The organism is Paraburkholderia silviterrae, from assembly GCF_004353915.1.
GTDB lineage: Bacteria > Pseudomonadota > Gammaproteobacteria > Burkholderiales > Burkholderiaceae > Paraburkholderia > Paraburkholderia silviterrae.
Genome location: NZ_SMRP01000015.1, coordinates 11,803 through 28,371 on the forward strand (window position 1 = coordinate 11,803; position 16,569 = coordinate 28,371).

General features: G+C 62.9%; 18 protein-coding genes. 12 read left to right on the forward strand and 6 right to left on the reverse strand.

Annotation, left to right across the window (positions count from 1 at the left end; all coding sequences use genetic code 11):
• A partial coding sequence (locus EYW47_RS25285; RefSeq protein ID WP_133197713.1) for an AraC family transcriptional regulator ligand-binding domain-containing protein occupies positions 1 to 1,026 on the reverse strand: 1,026 nt, incomplete at its 3' end.
• A gap of 207 nt (positions 1,027 to 1,233) precedes the next feature.
• On the opposite strand from EYW47_RS25285, the gene EYW47_RS25290 reads away from it, so the two are divergent.
• The 9 genes from EYW47_RS25290 to EYW47_RS25330 all read left to right on the forward strand — a co-directional run bounded on the left by EYW47_RS25290 (position 1,234) and on the right by EYW47_RS25330 (position 9,079).
• Positions 1,234 to 2,025: an SDR family NAD(P)-dependent oxidoreductase gene (locus tag EYW47_RS25290; RefSeq protein WP_133197579.1), complete on the forward strand. Its 792-nt coding sequence runs from the start codon at positions 1,234 to 1,236 to the stop codon at positions 2,023 to 2,025.
• Positions 2,026 to 2,332: 307 nt separating this feature from the next.
• On the forward strand, positions 2,333 to 3,181 hold the full coding sequence (locus EYW47_RS25295) for a TauD/TfdA dioxygenase family protein (protein WP_133197580.1): 849 nt from the start codon (positions 2,333 to 2,335) through the stop codon (positions 3,179 to 3,181).
• A 116-nt stretch (positions 3,182 to 3,297) separates the two neighbouring features.
• Entirely contained in the window at positions 3,298 to 4,278 is a 981-nt protein-coding gene (locus tag EYW47_RS25300) for a quinone oxidoreductase family protein (RefSeq protein ID WP_133197581.1), read from the forward strand.
• A gap of 16 nt (positions 4,279 to 4,294) precedes the next feature.
• Entirely contained in the window at positions 4,295 to 4,873 is a 579-nt protein-coding gene (locus EYW47_RS25305) for an RBBP9/YdeN family alpha/beta hydrolase (RefSeq protein WP_133197714.1), read from the forward strand.
• A gap of 244 nt (positions 4,874 to 5,117) precedes the next feature.
• Complete coding sequence (locus EYW47_RS25310; RefSeq protein WP_240763910.1) at positions 5,118 to 6,389, forward strand: MFS transporter; 1,272 nt, start codon at positions 5,118 to 5,120, stop codon at positions 6,387 to 6,389.
• 157 nt (positions 6,390 to 6,546) lie between these two features.
• Positions 6,547 to 7,668 carry a porin gene (locus EYW47_RS25315; RefSeq protein ID WP_133197583.1) on the forward strand — a complete coding sequence of 374 codons (1,122 nt, stop codon included), beginning with the start codon at positions 6,547 to 6,549 and terminating at the stop codon, positions 7,666 to 7,668.
• Positions 7,669 to 7,696: 28 nt separating this feature from the next.
• The gene (locus EYW47_RS25320) at positions 7,697 to 8,071 is read left to right on the forward strand and encodes a BON domain-containing protein (RefSeq protein WP_133197584.1); all 375 of its coding nucleotides are present in this window, start codon (positions 7,697 to 7,699) and stop codon (positions 8,069 to 8,071) included.
• A 191-nt stretch (positions 8,072 to 8,262) separates the two neighbouring features.
• On the forward strand, positions 8,263 to 8,745 hold the full coding sequence (locus tag EYW47_RS25325; protein ID WP_205710155.1) for a hypothetical protein: 483 nt from the start codon (positions 8,263 to 8,265) through the stop codon (positions 8,743 to 8,745).
• Entirely contained in the window at positions 8,714 to 9,079 is a 366-nt protein-coding gene (locus EYW47_RS25330) for a hypothetical protein (protein WP_133197585.1), read from the forward strand. The genes EYW47_RS25325 and EYW47_RS25330 overlap by 32 nt, the downstream gene beginning before the upstream one ends.
• A 179-nt stretch (positions 9,080 to 9,258) precedes the next feature.
• Here EYW47_RS25330 and EYW47_RS25335 read toward each other — a convergent pair whose 3' ends face one another.
• Genes EYW47_RS25335 through EYW47_RS25355 form a run of 5 tightly spaced genes read right to left on the reverse strand, consistent with a single transcriptional unit; the run spans position 9,259 to position 14,116 of the window.
• Positions 9,259 to 10,728: an aldehyde dehydrogenase gene (locus EYW47_RS25335; RefSeq protein ID WP_133197586.1), complete on the reverse strand. Its 1,470-nt coding sequence runs from the start codon at positions 10,726 to 10,728 to the stop codon at positions 9,259 to 9,261.
• Between the two features lie 12 nt (positions 10,729 to 10,740).
• Positions 10,741 to 11,778 carry an LLM class flavin-dependent oxidoreductase gene (locus EYW47_RS25340; RefSeq protein ID WP_133197587.1) on the reverse strand — a complete coding sequence of 346 codons (1,038 nt, stop codon included), beginning with the start codon at positions 11,776 to 11,778 and terminating at the stop codon, positions 10,741 to 10,743.
• A gap of 11 nt (positions 11,779 to 11,789) precedes the next feature.
• Complete coding sequence (locus EYW47_RS25345) at positions 11,790 to 12,725, reverse strand: flavin reductase (protein ID WP_133197588.1); 936 nt, start codon at positions 12,723 to 12,725, stop codon at positions 11,790 to 11,792.
• A 1-nt stretch (position 12,726) separates the two neighbouring features.
• Complete coding sequence (locus EYW47_RS25350; RefSeq protein WP_133197589.1) at positions 12,727 to 13,545, reverse strand: alpha/beta fold hydrolase; 819 nt, start codon at positions 13,543 to 13,545, stop codon at positions 12,727 to 12,729.
• Entirely contained in the window at positions 13,514 to 14,116 is a 603-nt protein-coding gene (locus tag EYW47_RS25355) for an amino acid synthesis family protein (protein ID WP_133197590.1), read from the reverse strand. The genes EYW47_RS25350 and EYW47_RS25355 overlap by 32 nt, the downstream gene beginning before the upstream one ends.
• A 110-nt stretch (positions 14,117 to 14,226) precedes the next feature.
• Between EYW47_RS25355 and EYW47_RS25360 the strand changes: the two genes are divergently transcribed.
• The 3 genes from EYW47_RS25360 to EYW47_RS25370 all read left to right on the forward strand — a co-directional run bounded on the left by EYW47_RS25360 (position 14,227) and on the right by EYW47_RS25370 (position 16,564).
• Entirely contained in the window at positions 14,227 to 14,517 is a 291-nt protein-coding gene (locus tag EYW47_RS25360; protein ID WP_133197591.1) for a DUF1330 domain-containing protein, read from the forward strand.
• A gap of 121 nt (positions 14,518 to 14,638) precedes the next feature.
• A complete protein-coding gene (locus EYW47_RS25365) occupies positions 14,639 to 15,325 on the forward strand; it encodes a GntR family transcriptional regulator (protein ID WP_133197715.1) in 687 nt (228 codons plus the stop codon).
• 240 nt (positions 15,326 to 15,565) lie between these two features.
• Positions 15,566 to 16,564: a flavin reductase gene (locus EYW47_RS25370; RefSeq protein ID WP_133197592.1), complete on the forward strand. Its 999-nt coding sequence runs from the start codon at positions 15,566 to 15,568 to the stop codon at positions 16,562 to 16,564.
• Positions 16,565 to 16,569 lie beyond the last annotated feature (5 nt).

The following is a 16,569-nucleotide window of genomic DNA, read 5'->3' on the forward strand; positions in this document are numbered from 1 at the left end:
TGTCGGAGCGTTGTGTCGGCGCACGGTGCCGCCTGTGGCCCGGCTCTCCTGGGCGTTGCAACCGAATTGCGCGTGATACCAGCGCGAGAATCCGCTCGGCGCAGCAAAGCCGAGGAGGGCCGCCACTTCGGTCAACGGACGGTCGCTCTCGATGACATGACGCGTGGCGAGTTCCTTGCGGATGTCGTTGACGACCGACGAGAAGCTCTGCCCCTGTTCCGCCAGCCGACGCTGGACCGTGCGGCGCGCCACGCCCAGGTGTCCGGCCACCTGTTCGATGCTGCAACGTCCGCTGGGCAGCAGCAGCAGGATCGTGCGCCGCACATCCTCAAACAGTGTCGCCTCATGCGACTTGGGCGACGCGTCTATCAACTGCTGCGCATAGCGCACCATCGCCGGATCCGCTGACGGGTTGCGTGCATCGAGATCGGCCTTCGCGCAGACGATGCAGTTGAAGTCATAGTCAAACTCGACGCAAGGGCCAAATAACCGCAAATGCGTATTAACGTCGCGCGGTGCAGAGTGCTCGAAGCACACGCGCCGCGGCCGCCAGTCGGCCCCGAGGAGCTGGCGTATCAACCGCACCATCACGCCTAGCGCCAGCTCAACCCTTTGGCGCGTGGGTTGATGCGCGCCTTCAATAATCACCGCCTTGCGAATAATGACCACCGCGGCGCTTTCCTCGATCGTCAACGAAAGCACATCATTGAGCAGTGCCTGGTAGCGCAGCAGCATGTAAAGCGAGTCGCGCAACGTCGCCTGGTCGCGGATCAGCAAGCCTACCGCTCCAAGATTGGACAACCGGCGTGACTCGGCCATGCGCAGTCCGAAACTCTCGTTGCCCGACAGGGTTGCAGAGGCCTCGAGCAGTTGCCCGACGCGCTCGACCGGAATCATGAGGTCCGGCTCGCGCAATACGCTCGGACTTAACCCCGCGTCAAGGAGCATCCGCACGGGGTCCAGTCCGGCGGCACGAGCGACCTCGCTGTAGTTGGTGAGGCTCGCGGCGCGGATAAGTGACGACATCGGAGAGCTGAATAGAAGACCAAAGATCTGGCGCAGAATGATAATCCGCTGTCATGCACTGTCAAGCGGGGGAAACCCGTCACAGCCACACTACGAAGCGTTGATTGGGCTGATCGAAAGCCGGACAGTAAGTCAGCGCAGGCGGACGGGGGGCGCGATTTTGCGCTCGCGTCCGCCACGGCGCATCAAGCAAAACTGAGGATGAGTATGAGTTCGACGAATAAGAGTGTTGTCGCCCGATACTTCGGCTTGTCAGGTCTGACGGTCGTCGTCACGGGTGCGGGGTCGGGCCTGGGCCGGCAGGCGGCGCGTACGCTAGCCGCGGCTGGCGCGCAGGTCGCGCTACTGGGCAGGCGTGCCGATCCGTTGATGGAGACGCAAGACATGATCGCGCGGGATGGCGGCGTCGCGCGCCACTTTCCGGTCGATGTCACGGATCAGGAGGCGGTGGGTCTCGCGTTCGATGAAATCCAGCGAACGATGGCGCCGCTCTGGGCGCTCGTCAACAATGCTGGAGCGGGCGGTCGCGCTGCGTTGATCGATGTCGACGCGCAATTGTTCGACCGGGTGTTTGGCGTCAATACGAAGGCTGCGCTTCTCACCGCAACGGCGTTCGCGCGTCGACTGGTCGCCAGCGCACTGCCGGGACGCATCATCAACATCTGCTCGCTCGCTGCGCAATCGCACTCGCCAAATCTGTCGATCTATGGCGCGAGCAAGGCGGCGCTCGAGCATCTGACCCGATCGATGGCTCACGAATGGGCGTGTTACGGCATCAATGTCAACGTGATCAATCCGGGCTTCATCGAGACCGACATCAATCGTGCGCTGTTTCAGACGCCGGCCGGCAAGAAGATTGTCGAAGGATTGCCGCGCCGACGGCTCGGCACGCCCGAAGCGCTCGACGGTGCGTTGCTGCTGCTTGCATCGCCGGGAAGTGATTTCATGACGGGCGCGACGCTTTCGGTGGATGACGGGCAGCGCTTCGTGATGGGGTGATCCCTGCGAATCGCATGCCTGACGCAAGTTGGACAGAGCCGAACTAAATAGAAGACTGGCGCGCAATGATAAGTCCATGACATACATTGTCAAGCGGGCATGCGGCGGAACTCACACAATCATTTCACAAGGCCGTCGTTGTCTGGACGGTTCGCCGGATCGTCCATCGGGAGGTGGTCTGCACGGCGACCGAAGCGTTGAAATTTTCAAACCCGGCCTCGATGAAGCGAACGAAATGCGAAAGCTATCTGCGCGGGTGTCCACGCAGGCACGCGCACCAGACTTTCACTCTTAAAGGAGAATGGCCATGCAGGTCGAGCGATTGACTTGTTCCATCGGCGCAGAGGTGTCAGGCGTCAATCTCGGCGATGCATCGCGCGACGCGACGTTGTTCGCCGAGATCAAGGCGTTGCTGCTCGTACACAAGGTTCTGTTCCTGCGCGATCAGGACATCACGCGCGCCGAGCACGTGAAGTTCGCCGAGCGTTTCGGCCAGCTCGAGGATCATCCGATCGTCGGCAGCGATCCGGAACATCCGGGCCTCGTGCAGATTTACAAGTCGCCGGACCAGCCGCTCGACCGCCGCGAGAATTCGTGGCACACCGACGCGACGTGGCGCGCGGCGCCACCGATGGGCGCGGTCCTGCGCTGCGTCGAGTGCCCGGACGTCGGCGGCGACACGATGTGGGTGAACATGGCACTCGCGTATGAGCAATTGCCGCAGCACGTGAAGGACGATATCGCTGATCTGCGCGCAAACCACAGCATCCAGTCTAGCTTCGGCGCTTCGATGCCGATCGAAAAACGTCTGGCGCTGAAGGCACAGTACCCGGACGCCGAGCATCCGGTGGTGCGCACGCACCCGGAGACGGGCGAGAAGGTGCTGTTCGTCAACAGCTTCACGACGCACTTTGTCAATTTCAAGACGTCCGCGCGCGTGCGCGTCGGGCAGGACGGCAACCCGGGCTCCGGCCAGCTGCTCGCCTATCTGATCAGCCAGGCTCAGATCCCCGAATACCAGGTCCGCTTCCGCTGGAAAAAGAACAGCGTCGCGATCTGGGATAACCGCTGCACCCAGCATTACGCCGTGATGGATTATTCACCCTGCGTCCGGAAGATGGACCGGGCGGCGATCGTTGGCGACCAGCCATTCTGAGCCCGGGTTCTTTGCCGGCATAGTGTCGGCGGACCGCACACACACATCGGCACCCGTTGATATAGACCGACGGCGACGTCCGGCCGTCCAAACAGATGAACAGGAAACAAAACTAGATGGCACATGCGATCAGGATTCACGAGACAGGCGGCCCCGAGGTGATGCGCTGGGAGGAAGTGGCCGTCGGCGAGCCCGGTCCAGGCGAGGCGCGGTTGAGGCACGTGGCTGTCGGCCTCAATTTCGCGGATACGTATTTCCGCTCGGGCCTCTACCCGATGCCGCTGCCAGGCGGAATGGGCGTCGAGGCGGCAGGCATCGTGGAAGCGGTTGGCTCGGGCGTGACGAACGTTGCACCCGGCGATCGCGTGACCTATACCGGCTTCCTGAACACGCTCGGCGCGTACAGTACCGAGCGCCTGATTCCCGCTGCGCCGCTGATCAAACTGCCTGACGGCATCGACCGTGAAACCGCCGCGGCGATGACGATGCGCGGCCTGACGTCTGCCTACCTGATGCGCCGCATCTGGCCGTTGCAGGCGGGTGAGACGATACTCGTGCACGCTGCGGCGGGCGGCGTCGGGCTGATTCTCTGCCAGTGGGCAAAGCTGCTTGGGCTCACTGTAATTGGCACTGTATCGACGGAAGAAAAGGCCGCAATCGCGCGCGCACACGGCTGCGACCACATCGTCTACTACACGCGCGAGGACGTCGCGAAGCGCGTGCGCGAACTGACGAACGGCGTCGGCGTGTCGGTCGTCTACGACAGCGTCGGGAAGGACACTTTCGATGCCTCGCTCGATTCGCTGAAGCGCCGCGGGCTGCTCGTCTGCGTCGGCACCGCGTCGGGCAAGATCCCGCCGTTCGATCCGGCGATTCTCGCGAAGAAGGGCTCGGCGTACGTGACGCGCTCGGCGCTCGCCGACTACATCGCCGATCCGGAGGAAAAGGCCGCGCTCGCGGCGGAAGTCTTCGGCCATGTCGCCGCAGGGCGCATCCAGATCGGGATCAACCAGCGCTACGCGCTGCAGGATGCAGTGCAGGCGCACCGCGATCTCGAATCGCGCAAGACGACCGGCTCGTCGGTCTTCGTGATCTGAGGAGGCGGGCATGAACATGACGAGCAATGAGCCGACCGTGGTCATCGTGCCGGGGCTGCGCGACCATGTCGCGCATCACTGGCAGACATTGCTTGAGGCGCGCCTGCGCGCGGCGAACCGCCCCGTCGTCAGCGTGCCGCCGATGGGGCGCGACGATCTCGATTGTGCGGCGCGCGTCGACGCGATCGAGGCATGCGTCGCGTGCGTGGAAGGGCCTGTGATCGTCGTCGCGCACAGCGCAGGCGTGATCATGGTCGCGCATTGGGCGCGTCGCTACCGCCGCCCGATTGCCGGTGCACTGCTGGCCGCGCCGCCGGATTTCGAACAGCCGATGCCGGACGGCTATCCGACGGTCGAGGCGCTCGACGCGTCTGGCTGGCTGCCGGTGCCGCGCGAGCCTCTGCCGTTTCCGAGCATCGTCGCGGCGAGCCGCAACGATCCGCTCGGCTGCTACGAGCGGATCGTGGAACTCGCAAGCGTCTGGCACAGCGAGCTTGTGGACGTCGGCAACGTTGGCCACCTGAATCCGGCTAGCGGATTCGGCGAATGGCCGGCGGCCGACACGTTCATCGAGATGCTTGCGCGGCGCGCATAGCCCTTACCCGTTCCAGCGGGAGCGGGTACCGATGTTCAACGCAGAATAGTGAGGAAGACAAAACGAATCCGAAATGAACGGTGGCATTAGCTACCGGGGCTAGACCGCGCAGACCGTCAGCCTGATGTTCCGTGACGGTCGGCCGGCGCATGCGGCACCTGATGCGAGTGCAAACGCCTCGCGATAAAAAATCTAGGAGACGAAAGTGGGAATGCAAGCGACCGCGACCATTGAGGACACCCTCATGCCCGCACCAACCGTATCCCGGGCCTACGCCTGGAGTGTCTTCGCGCTGACCTTTGGCTTGCTGCTCGCCGACTTCATGTCGAGATATGTGCTCAACGCGGTTTTCCCGCTGCTAAAGGCGCAATGGCTGCTGAGCGATACGCAGCTCGGCTCACTGAGCAGCATCGTCGCGCTGATGGTGGGCCTGCTCACGTTCCCGTTGTCGCTGCTTGCCGATCGCTGGGGGCGTGTGAGGAGCCTGATCCTGATGGCCGTGCTCTGGAGCGTTGCGACGCTCGGCTGTGCGGTATCGGCGAACTACGGCGAGATGCTCGTCGCGCGCCTGTTCGTTGGCGTCGGCGAGGCCGCGTATGGGAGCGTCGGCCTCGCGGTAGTACTCAGCGTGTTTCCCGTGCATCTGCGCGCGACGCTGTCCGGCTCGTTCCTCGCGGGCGGTGCCTTCGGCTCGATGCTCGGGATGGCGCTGAGCGGTATCGTCGCCTCGCACTTCGGCTGGCGCTGGGCGTTCGCAACGATGGCGATCGTCGGGCTTGTGCTGGCCGGGATCTATCGCGTCGTCGTCACCGAGCGGCGCCTCGCGTCCAACCGGAGAATCGACGAGCCCAAGTCCGAGGCGCGGCCGCGGATCACACTGCGCAATCTCTTGCCGACGCTGTTCGCGTCGAAGGCGGTCATCTACGCGTACGCCGGCAGCGGCGTGCAGCTCATGGTCGCCGGCACGCTGCAGGCGTGGCTGCCGAGCTATCTGGGTCGCTACTACGGGATGCGCGTCGACCACGCGAGCGCACTCGCGGCTGTGTTCGTGCTGACGATGGGCGTCGGCATGATCCTGTGCGGGATGCTGACCGACCGCGTGAGCCGCCATAGCGCACCGCGCAAGTGGACGATGGCGATCGCATACAGCGTGAGTTCGTTCGTATCGCTCGTGGTTGCATTCCAGCTGCCGCCGGGCCCGCTGCAGCTCGCGCTGATGGGTGTCGGCATGTTCTTCGTTTGGGGCACCAGTGGGCCGACGGGCGCGATGGTCGCGAACCTGACGCCGCCCGCGATCCATGCGACCGCGATTGCGGTGTGGGCGCTCGCAAACAATCTGCTCGGCCTCGCGTCGGGACCGATCATCGCGGGTATGCTCGCGGACCGGATCGGCCTGCACGCGGCGCTGCAGCTGATGCCGTTCGCGGCGATCGGCGCTGCGCTGCTGTTCATGATCGGCAAGCGTTACTACCCGAGCGATCTGCTCCGGATCGCGTCGCCGCGCAACGAAGGCTGATCGATCCCGAAACGGGCGCGGCTGCCTTGCAGCTGCGTCGATGGACAGGCATGTGCTCTTGCGACGGAGGCGAGGCTCGATGAGCCCACGCCACCCGGTAACAGACTGCCATCCGGCTGGGTTTGGCCGGTCATTATAAAAAACGGAAGAGACGTCAATGAAACTGAAGTGGAGCGGTGTAGCGGTCCTCACGGCATTTGCCGGCGTGGCGCATGCGCAGTCGTCGGTCACGTTGTACGGGGCAATCGATTCGGGCGTTTTTTATCAGAGCACGTCGGCGTCGTCGTTTGCGCCGAACGCCCACAACAACGGGCACGTGTACGGCATCAAGGACGGCAGCCTCTATGGGAGCTTCTGGGGTATCAAGGGGAGCGAGGACATCGGCGGCGGCTACAAGGTCAACTTCAGGTTGCAGGGGGTGTTCAACAGCAGCAACGGCAAGCTCGGGCTGGCCGACACGACGGGCGGTACGGCGGTGTTCAACCAGCAGGCGACGGTCGGCCTGTCCGGACCGTTCGGCACATTCGACGCCGGGCGGCAGTACGCGCCGATGATCTACGCGATGGCCGATACCGACGTCCGCGCGGCGCAGTACTTTGGCAGCATCCTGGGCGCATGGCTCGGACTGAACCAGGCCGCCGGCTGGCCCGGGACAAACACGAACGTGCCGATCGGCGCGCTGTACGACAGCAACGCGCTCGTCTACCAGACGCCAAAGTTCTACGGTGCGTCGGTCGCGCTCGAGTACGCGCCGGGCGGTGTGGCGGGCCAGATTCAGGGCGGCACGCGCGAATCGGCGGTGCTCAAATATTCGAACTACGGGCTTAATCTGTCCGCCGTCTACTACAACGCACACGACACGAACCTCGCGGCGGCCGCACCGAGCGGGCTCGACAACAACCGTCTTTACTATTTCGGCGCGAAGTACACGTTCCGCGGCGTAGCGGTATCGGCGTCGTACGGGATCGGCAAGAATCCGTCGAACACGCTCCTCGCGGACTACGAAATGATTTCGGGTGGTCTCGGCTATCAGTTCAGCCCCTTCTTCAAGATCACGTCCGGCTTCTACTACCTGAAGGACCGTAACCACTCGGTGAACCATTCGAGTGAATACGCGGTGGGCGCGGAATACAGCCTGTCGAAGCGCACAATCGTCTCTGCGCAAGTCGGGTACGTCGCGAACCACGGGACGATGAACCAGACGATCATGTACGGCCAGATCGCCGCGCCGGGCGTATCGACCACGGCCGCGATGATCGGTTTGCGCCACAACTTCTGACGAATTGCGATCGAAACGGAGAACAACGATGAAAGCGATAGATGGACTCGGGGTGGCACTCGGCGTTGCGATCGCGGCGGCGTCGATCAGCGCGTGGGCGCAGGACGGCGCGTCGGCGGGGGCATCGGCTGGCACGGCGGTTACCGCGTCTGGCGGCATGACGGCCAAAGCCACGTGGCAGGCGAATCGCGCGCTGCGGCGCAAGGTGTACGCGGCGCTCGCGAAGCACAAGGAGATCGACGCGGGCGACATCGGCATCACGGCGAAAGGCGGCGCGGTGATGATCAGCGGCACGGTCCCGGAGGCGTCGCAGATCAATACCGTCACCGAGGTCGTGAAGGGCGTTGCGGGGGTGACGTCGGTGACCAGCAAGCTTACGCTGCAGCGGCCGTTCGGCCAGTAGTGGGGCGCGCAGGCCGGCTCAGTCTGAAGCGCTCGCGTGTGACATGCTGGTCGCCGCTCGCAATGCGTCTTTCTCGCTGGAGAAAATACCCTCGAAGCGCAACTGGAACTCGAAGCCCGGCATGTGTTGGAGTCTGTTGCCCTTCACTGATACTCAGGCCAGCCAGCCGTTCACGTACGGAGGAACCTGTCATGAAGGTTATCTCTCATCTCGACAAGGTGCGGCGCCTGGCGGTGCTGCGACAGCGCCTCGACCCGTTAGCGGATTTCGAATTGTGGTTCTGGACCACGCTGAGCGCGAGTATCAACGTGTTCAACGCAACGCTTCACCTCACTGGCATGACGCGTGACGATCCTGTGTTCTCGACCATTCCCGGCGTGCACGTCGTGAAGCAACCGGATGGCAGTTACGCGCGCGAGTTGCGTGGACTCGGCGATGTGAGCCATGTCGGCTGGCCGGAAATCGAGGGAGAAGTACCTCAGGTCATTCGGCAACTCGAACATGCGTTGCATACCATCGAGCATCACCGGGATCCGTGCATTCGCGGAGATCGCGTTCCAGTACAAGCCATCGTCGACGAATGTGAGCAAGCGTTTGAACAAATCATGTACACATTCGAACGGGCGTTGAAGGGTACCGAGTATGAAAACCGAGAATCATCGGCTCAAAGCTGAGAACATCGAGAGGTCGCTGAGGTTGCTCGGTGAAGATGACTGGGAAATGAAAATCGAGGCAGCGATGCTGGCTGGGACGCACTGGGCGAACTATGCGCTGCATCGCCGCGGCGTTACTTCAGACAGTGAGGACATCGTCCACAACTCGATGCTCGTCGTTAGCATGCTGCGCAAGTATGCCCTTGCGGAAGGCGAACTGCTTGGTGCACTGACCGAAATTGAGGAGCTTCGGCCTCTTTATGTTCGGGGAGACTTGCAAGACGGTTCCCGCGCTGCAGCGCGGGCGCTGGAACTGCTTCGGTTGATCAGCGCGCTCGCCAGGCGCGCACCGTGACGGCTTCGGAAAGCGTAGCGATGAGGTTCTGTCGCAGCAAGACAGTCTGATTGCTAAGGAGTGCCTCTCTTCGCAACACCTTATCGCGACAAAACCACGTCGTGCCACGGACGATATGAGCGTGGCACGACGTAGCCTTTACCGTTGTGTGCAGGTGCGGCAGGTGAACGGGATCTCGCTCAGCGCATCACGAAAGGATCGTTGATCGGATCGTCCGACGTGCGAAGCCACACTGACTTCGTCGTCGTATATTCGAGCGCGGCGCTGAAGCCGCCTTCGCGGCCGTGCCCGGAAAGCCCGAAGCCACCGAACGGCACGAGCGGGGAAACCGCCCGGTAGGTGTTGATCCAGACGATGCCGGAGCGCACGCGCTTCGAAACGCGGTGAGCCCGCGTGAGGTTCGTGGTGAAAATGCCCGCCGCGAGACCATAGGCCGTGCTGTTGGCTTTGTCGATCGCTTCCTGTTCGGTGGTGAACGTGTCCACTGAGAGCACGGGGCCGAACAGTTCCGTCGTAATGCTGTCCGCGTTCTCAATGCCGGTGCAGTCCAGAATCGTGGGCGCGTAGTAGTAGCCGTCACGCTCCAGCTTCTTCGCACCTGCGAGCACCTTCGCACCTTGACGCACGGAGCTCGCGACGACCGCCTCGATGTTGCGAAGCTGCCGCTCCGTGCACAGCGGCCCGTATTCCGTCTCCATCTCGTTGGGCGAGCCCACACGAATGCGCGAAACGCGTTCGACCAGCAATGCCAGGAACTGCTCCTTCACGGAAGCCTCGATCAGCAGGCGGGAACCCGCGACGCAGCTTTGGCCGCTCGCGGCGAAGATGGCCGCGACCTGCGCATTCACCGCGCTCTGGATATCGGCATCGGCGAAGACGATGAACGGCGATTTGCCGCCGAGCTCCAGCGAGACCCTGGCGAGGTTGTTGGCCGTGTTCCTGACGATGTGGCGCGCGGTCTCGGGGCCGCCGGTGAAGGCGACTTTGTCCACGCCGGGGTGGCTGCTGAGCACCGCGCCGCATTCCGGGCCGAAGCCGGTGATGACGTTGACCACGCCCGCGGGAAATCCCGCTTCGTGCACGAGGCGCGCGAACTCGAGCAGGGGGCCGGGCGCTTCCTCGGACGCCTTGAGCACCACGGTGCAGCCGGCGGCCAGCGCCGGCCCGACCTTGACCGCGGAAAGAAACAACTGGCTGTTCCAGGGAACGATTGCGGCGACCACGCCTACGGGCTGCCGCTCGAGCCAGACCTGCATGTCCGGCTTGTCGACGGGGATGTTGCTCCCTTCGAGCTTGTCCGCAATGCCTGCGTAATACCGGTAGTACTCCGCAACATAGGCGATCTGGCTCGACGTTTCCCGGATGATCTTGCCGGTATCGTTCGTTTCAATTTCAGCCAGTCGCGGCGCAGCTTTTTCGACGAGATCGGCGAGCTTGTACAGCAGCTTTCCCCGTGCCGATGCGCAAAGGCCCGCCCATTGGGGATCGGTCAGTGCGCGGCCGGCGGCCGCCACCGCCCGGTTGACCTCGTCGGTGCGCGCTTCCGGCATCTGTGCCCACACCTTGCCGGTGGCGGGATTGACGCTGCCGAATGTGGCGGCGCCGGGCTCGAACTGGCCGTCGATATAGAGCTGAAAATGAACATTCATGGCATCAAGACCTCATTGGAACGCAGGCATCACGTCGTGGATCATCCGCTCGAGTGACGCCTTCTTGCGCTCGAAGCTCATGCCGGTGTCGATCCAGAACGAGTACTCGTCGAAGCCGAGCGATTCGTAGGCCTTAAGACGAGCAATCACCTCAGCGGGCGTGCCGATCACGTTGTTCTTGCGCATGGCGTCCGGCGTGTAGAACGGGTGCGCGGCCATTTCTTCCTGGCTCAGCGGCTTGATCATGCCGCGGCTGATCGGGCGCTCGTTCTTGAACCACGCGCCGAAGTAGTTGTAGAACACGTTCACTTGCTCGGCGGCGACTTGGGCGTCGTCCTCGCTGCTCGCCACATAAGTGTGACGCAGCAGCATGATCTGCGGGCGAGGCACATTGCTGAACTTTTCGCACGCGGCATTGAAGTGGCCCACGAGCTTCTCGACCTCTTCGTCGCCCATGTGCAACGGCGTGACCTGGACGTTGCAGCCATTGGACACGGCGAATTCGTGGCTGTTCGGGTCGCGCGCCGCCACCCAGATCGGCGGATGCGGCTGTTGCAGCGGCAGAGGCGAGGAGGTCGTCGAGGGGAATTTCCAGAACTCGCCTTCGTGCGCGTAATCGCCTTCCCAGAGTTTTTTCACTGCGGGAATGAGCTCGCGCATCCGCTGTCCGGCACCCCACGCGTCGAGGCCCGGCATCAGGCGCTCGTACTCGAACGAGTATGCGCCTCGCGCAATGCCCAGTTCCAGACGGCCGTCCGTGATGATGTCGGTCATCGCGGCTTCACCGGCGAGCTTGATCGGGTGCCAGAACGGTGCGATCACCGTGCCCGTGCCGAGCCGGACGCGCTTCGTCTTGTTGGCGAGATCGACGAGGTTGATGAATGGATTGGGCGCGATCGTGAAATCCATGCCGTGGTGCTCGCCGGTCCAGACGGCGTGCATGCCGCCGCGATCGGCGATCTGGCACAGCTCGACCATCTCCTCGTAGAGCTGCTTCTGGCTGGTCTGGTCGGAGACGCGCTCCATGTGAACGAAAAGCGAAAAACGCATGATGTGACCTTTCAGGAAAGAAGCGGGCGGACGGTGCCGGTGCTATGGTCGCCGAAGTACAAGCCGTAGCTCTTCAACTGGCTCTCCTTGCGGTAGCGTTCGAGCATGCTGGCCAGCGCGCTGTCCTGGAACGCTTCGGTGTCGATATCATGGAGGCTCACGAATTCGCCCGCGACGGCAAGCTCGTCCGGTGCGCTGCAGAGGAACGAGATGTACTGGTAATACGTTTCGGTATTGTTGTAGACCGAATAAATGAAGTTTGCCGATGCGTCCGGCTGGTATTGCGTGAAGAGTTCGGCGAGCGCTTTGTCGGCGCCTTCCTTGCCGATTTCCTTCGAAGGCAGTCCCCATTTGTTGTCGGCCGTTTTGACCATGAGCACCTTGTCGTCGCGCGTGATAATCGCGCTCACGATGACCTTCGGGCCGGCGATGACCTCGGCGGAGAGCTTGGCCGGCGTGAAATAGCCGCCGCGATAGTAGCCCAACCCTGCGTACCCTGCGCAATGGAACGCCTCGACCTTGCCGATGATGAGCGCGTGGTCGCCCGCATCGATCACCGCGTGCGTCGTGCAGTCGAACCATGCGCTGACGTCGTCGATGAGCGGGTTGCGGTTGGCGCTCAGGTGCCAGTCCACCTTGGCGAAGCGATCGTCGCTGGGCCGGGCGAAGGTGTTGGACAGCTCCTTTTGCCCCTCAGCGAGAATGTTGATCGCGAAATGCCCCGTGGTGGAAAACGTCTGGTAATTGCTCGACGTCTTCGCGATGCTCACGAGCAGCAACGCAGGGTCCAATGAAACGGACGAGAACGAATTCGCGGTGAAGCCGAGCGGCTGGCCATCCTCGCGAGCGGTGGTAACGATCGTCACGCCGGTCATGAACGCGCCGAACGCATCGCGCAACTCCCGGGTGTTGATCGTGGCGGCTTGCTGGCTAGTTGCTTGGCTCATTTCACACTTCCGACTTCAGGGTTTGCGCTTGTGGCTCGGTCTGCAACCAGGCACGCAGGGCGCGATTGACTTCTTCGGGCGCGGTCAGGTTCACCATGTGGCGCTCGTTTTCGATCACGACGGCCTTCCCGGCATGCGCTGCCTGTGCCATTTGTCTCGCCATCTCCGGCGTCGAATTCGGGTCATCCGAGCCGGTGAGCACGAGAGCAGGGCAAGCAATTCTGTGCCAGCCATCGGCATACACTTCGTCGCCCTTGGCGAACGCCGTGTACGCCGTGGCGTAGCCCGCGAGGTCGACGGACTGAAGCCAGGATTCGACCTTTTGCGCAGCGACCTGTTGCGCTTCCTCGGCGTTGAACCAGCGCCGCAGCGGCGTTTCCACGTCGATGGTTCCCGAGCGCAGTTCGGCGGCGCGTTGCAGGACGGCTTCGCGCGCCTCCTCCGTACGACGGTACACACCGTTCAGGACTGCCACGCGCTTGACCAGATCGGGCCGGGTGACGGCAACGCCAGCGGCAATCAGCGAACCCATCGAGTGGCCGGCCAGATTGACGGGGCCGGCGTGAAGCGCCTCGATGAACTCGATCGCCCACTGCACGAACTGTTGCAGGTCGGCGTTCGCGTCGAGCGCATCGCTCGTGCCGTGACCCGGCATGTCGACCGAGATCACGCGGAATTCGCGCGACAGGTCGTCGATTTGCGGATACCACGCGCTCGCCTGCATGCCCACGCCGTGAATCAGGACCAACGGTTCGCCGGTGCCTTGCTCGAGCCAGTGGGCAACGCGGTTATTGGACAGCAGCAGGGTTCTTGACGTCATTTCCGAGTTCTGCGAGGTCTTTGTAGCGATCGCCAATGCGGTGATGCGGGCGGCCGGCGGTGGAGGCGCCAATGGCGATGACCAGTTCGTCGGCTGCCGGCGCGTCGGGAATCGCAAACTGGAGCGTCAGATAGTGCGAGCGGCGGCCCTCGTCGTTCTTGTCCATCATCGGAATGAGCAGGGGCGCATTGGCCGGGCCGCGCGTGTTGTTGAAGGCGAGGTACGACTTGGCGCCCACCGCCGAGCGATAGATGTTGCCGAAGTGCAGGGTGTGGATCAGCGCGGACGCATGCTCGATCTCGCCGTCGAGCCCGACGATCGCGCTCTTGCCAAACGCCTCGACCGCTTCGCCCGAGCCGGCTTCGTCGAGGATCAGCTTGGTCAGGTGCTCGCTGAGTTGCGGTCCGAGTGCGCGAATCTCCGGCGACAGGTCCTCGACATAACCGCGGCCTGCCCAGGGGTTCTTGATCACAGCAGCCGCCCCGATCATTTTCAGCGGCTTTGCGGCGGCCTTGTCGCCATCGACATAGACGGTCTCGACATGGAGGATGGTTTTGCGAATCAGGCTCATGGCACCTTCCTTTAGTGCGTTGAATGTGAGGTGCATTTTGGTATACCATGTTACGGGATGCCATGAGTGTTAACCCTTGCCCGAAAATTCTCGAAAAGGAAGGTGGAAAAATGACTGCGTTCTGGATTGCCCATGTGAAGGTCCTCGATCCTGCGAAGTACAAGGACTACACGGATATCGCGCCGCAAGCGTACAAGAAGTTCGGCGCCGTTTTCCTGGCGCGCGGAGGCGCGTCGCAGGTGCTGGAGGGGGAGTCGTTCGAGCGCCACGTGGTGATCGAGTTCAGCGATATGCAAACGGCGCTTGCCTGCTACCACTCGCCCGAATATCAGGCTGCCAAGTCGAAGCGCGATGGACATTGCATCGCGCACGTGTCGATCGTCGAGGGTTTGGGCGACTGATTGCGCTAGAGCCTCATCGGCATGGAAAGCTGGGCGTCAGTTAGGTCATAATATGGCATTCCATGCCTGTGCCCGGCCTGTGCCCGAGTGCAGGCCATCGTCCGTTTCCAGAGTGCCGCCTATGCAAGACCTCAAAATCGACCGCAATGCCAAAACCCTGCGTGAACTGACGCTCGACAAACTGCGCGGCGCAATCGTTCAGGGGTATTTTCGACCGGGCGCGCGGCTCGTCGAACGCACGTTGTGCGATGAGCTCGGCGTGAGCCGCACGGTGGTGCGCGAGGTGCTGCGGCATCTGGAAACCGAAGGGCTGGTCGAGACCGTTTCGCGGCAAGGGCCGATCGTGGCGCGGCTCGACCCGGCGCAAGTGGGCGAGATCTACGAGCTGCGCGGCCTCCTCGAAGCCAATGCCGCGCGCGCCTGCGCCGAGGATGCGACACCCGAAGTCGTGCAGCAATTGCGCGACATCCGGGGAATCATCGAAGAGGCGTTCGAGAAGCGAGAACTGCCGCGCGTGCTCGAGTACACCGAGCGCTTCTACGAAACCCTGTTCGAAGCCGCCGGAAAGCATGTGTCGCTGGCGGTCGTCAAGACGCTCAATGCGCGCATCAACCGGTTGCGCGCGTTGACCATCGCAACACCGGGGCGCGGTGACGACTCGAACCGTGAGATGAACCTGCTGCTCGACGCTATCGGACGGCGCGACGGCGACGCGGCATCTGCGGCATCGTTCGCGCATATCAAGCGGACTTCCGAACTGGTGTTGTCAGCCCTGGCGCAGCAAAACGAGGGATTGGGCGACAGCTAAAGCGTTTCCCAACCAGGCTTCAAAACAAAAGGGCCGCACTTCGGGTGCGGCCCTTTTGTTTTGTCTGCTGATTCGCACGGGCCGAAGTGCTCGCGTGCTCGAGCCTCCCTGAAAGTCCAATGCACGCCAGACCGGCCGCCTGCTAACTAATGGTATTCCATAATACATCATCCATTGTTGTGGACCATAAGATGGAATACCATAATATAATGTGCAACGCAGCAATCACTGGAGAGCGCCATGGCTGAGGCCACTACCGGACAAACCACGCAACAGGCCTTCGACATCGCCGATTTTCGTCGCGCGCTCGGTGCGTTCGTCACGGGCGTGACCGTCGTCACGACGATCCAGCCCGACGGCTCGCCGCGCGGCTTCACAGCCAACTCGTTCACCTCGGTGTCCCTCGACCCGCCGCTGATTCTCGTGTGCATCTCGAAGGCGGCGTCGAGCTATGCGGTGTTCTCCGAAACGCGCCGCTTCGCCGTGAGCGTGCTCGCCGAAGAGCAGAAGCCTGTCTCCGGGGTTTTCGCCTCGAAGGCAGCCGACAAGTTCGCGCAGGTGCCCTGGAGCACGCGCAAAACGGGCGCACCCGTGATGGACGGCGCGGCGGCGAGCTTCGACTGCCTGACGCATGAGGTCGTGGACGCGGGAGACCACATCATCCTGATCGGACGCGTGGTCGACTTCGTTCAGACGAGTGCCTCGCCGCTGGGCTACTGCCGTGGCGCGTACGTGAATTTCAGTCTTTCGCAGGATGCCCTGGGCGCTGCCGGAGCGCGCGCGCACGTGGGCGCGATTCTGGAACACCGCGACGGGCTCGTGCTCGTCGACACGGCGAAAGGCGTGCAGTTGCCGACCGGCATCAAGCTCGAACCGGCCAGCGACCCAGCGAGCCTGCGCGGCGTACTCGCGAAGCTCGGCCTGCATGTGCATCTCGACTTCCTCTTCGCCGTGTTCGAGGCGGACCGCGAGCGGGAGTCGGGCGTGCATATTTATTACCGCGGCCGCGTGATTCACAACGGTTCGCCCTGGCTCGACAGCAGCATTCGCATCGTGCCGCTCTCACAGATTCCCTGGGACGAAGTGAGCGACGACGCCGTGCGCTCGATGCTCGAACGCTACGTGCGCGAACGCAGGCAGGACGCATTCGGCATCTATGTCGGCGATGCGGGAGCCGGGACCGTGCAGACGCTCGTCGACGGGGATGCGGGCGATGTGCGCCTCTTTGCTCAAGTTTGACGACG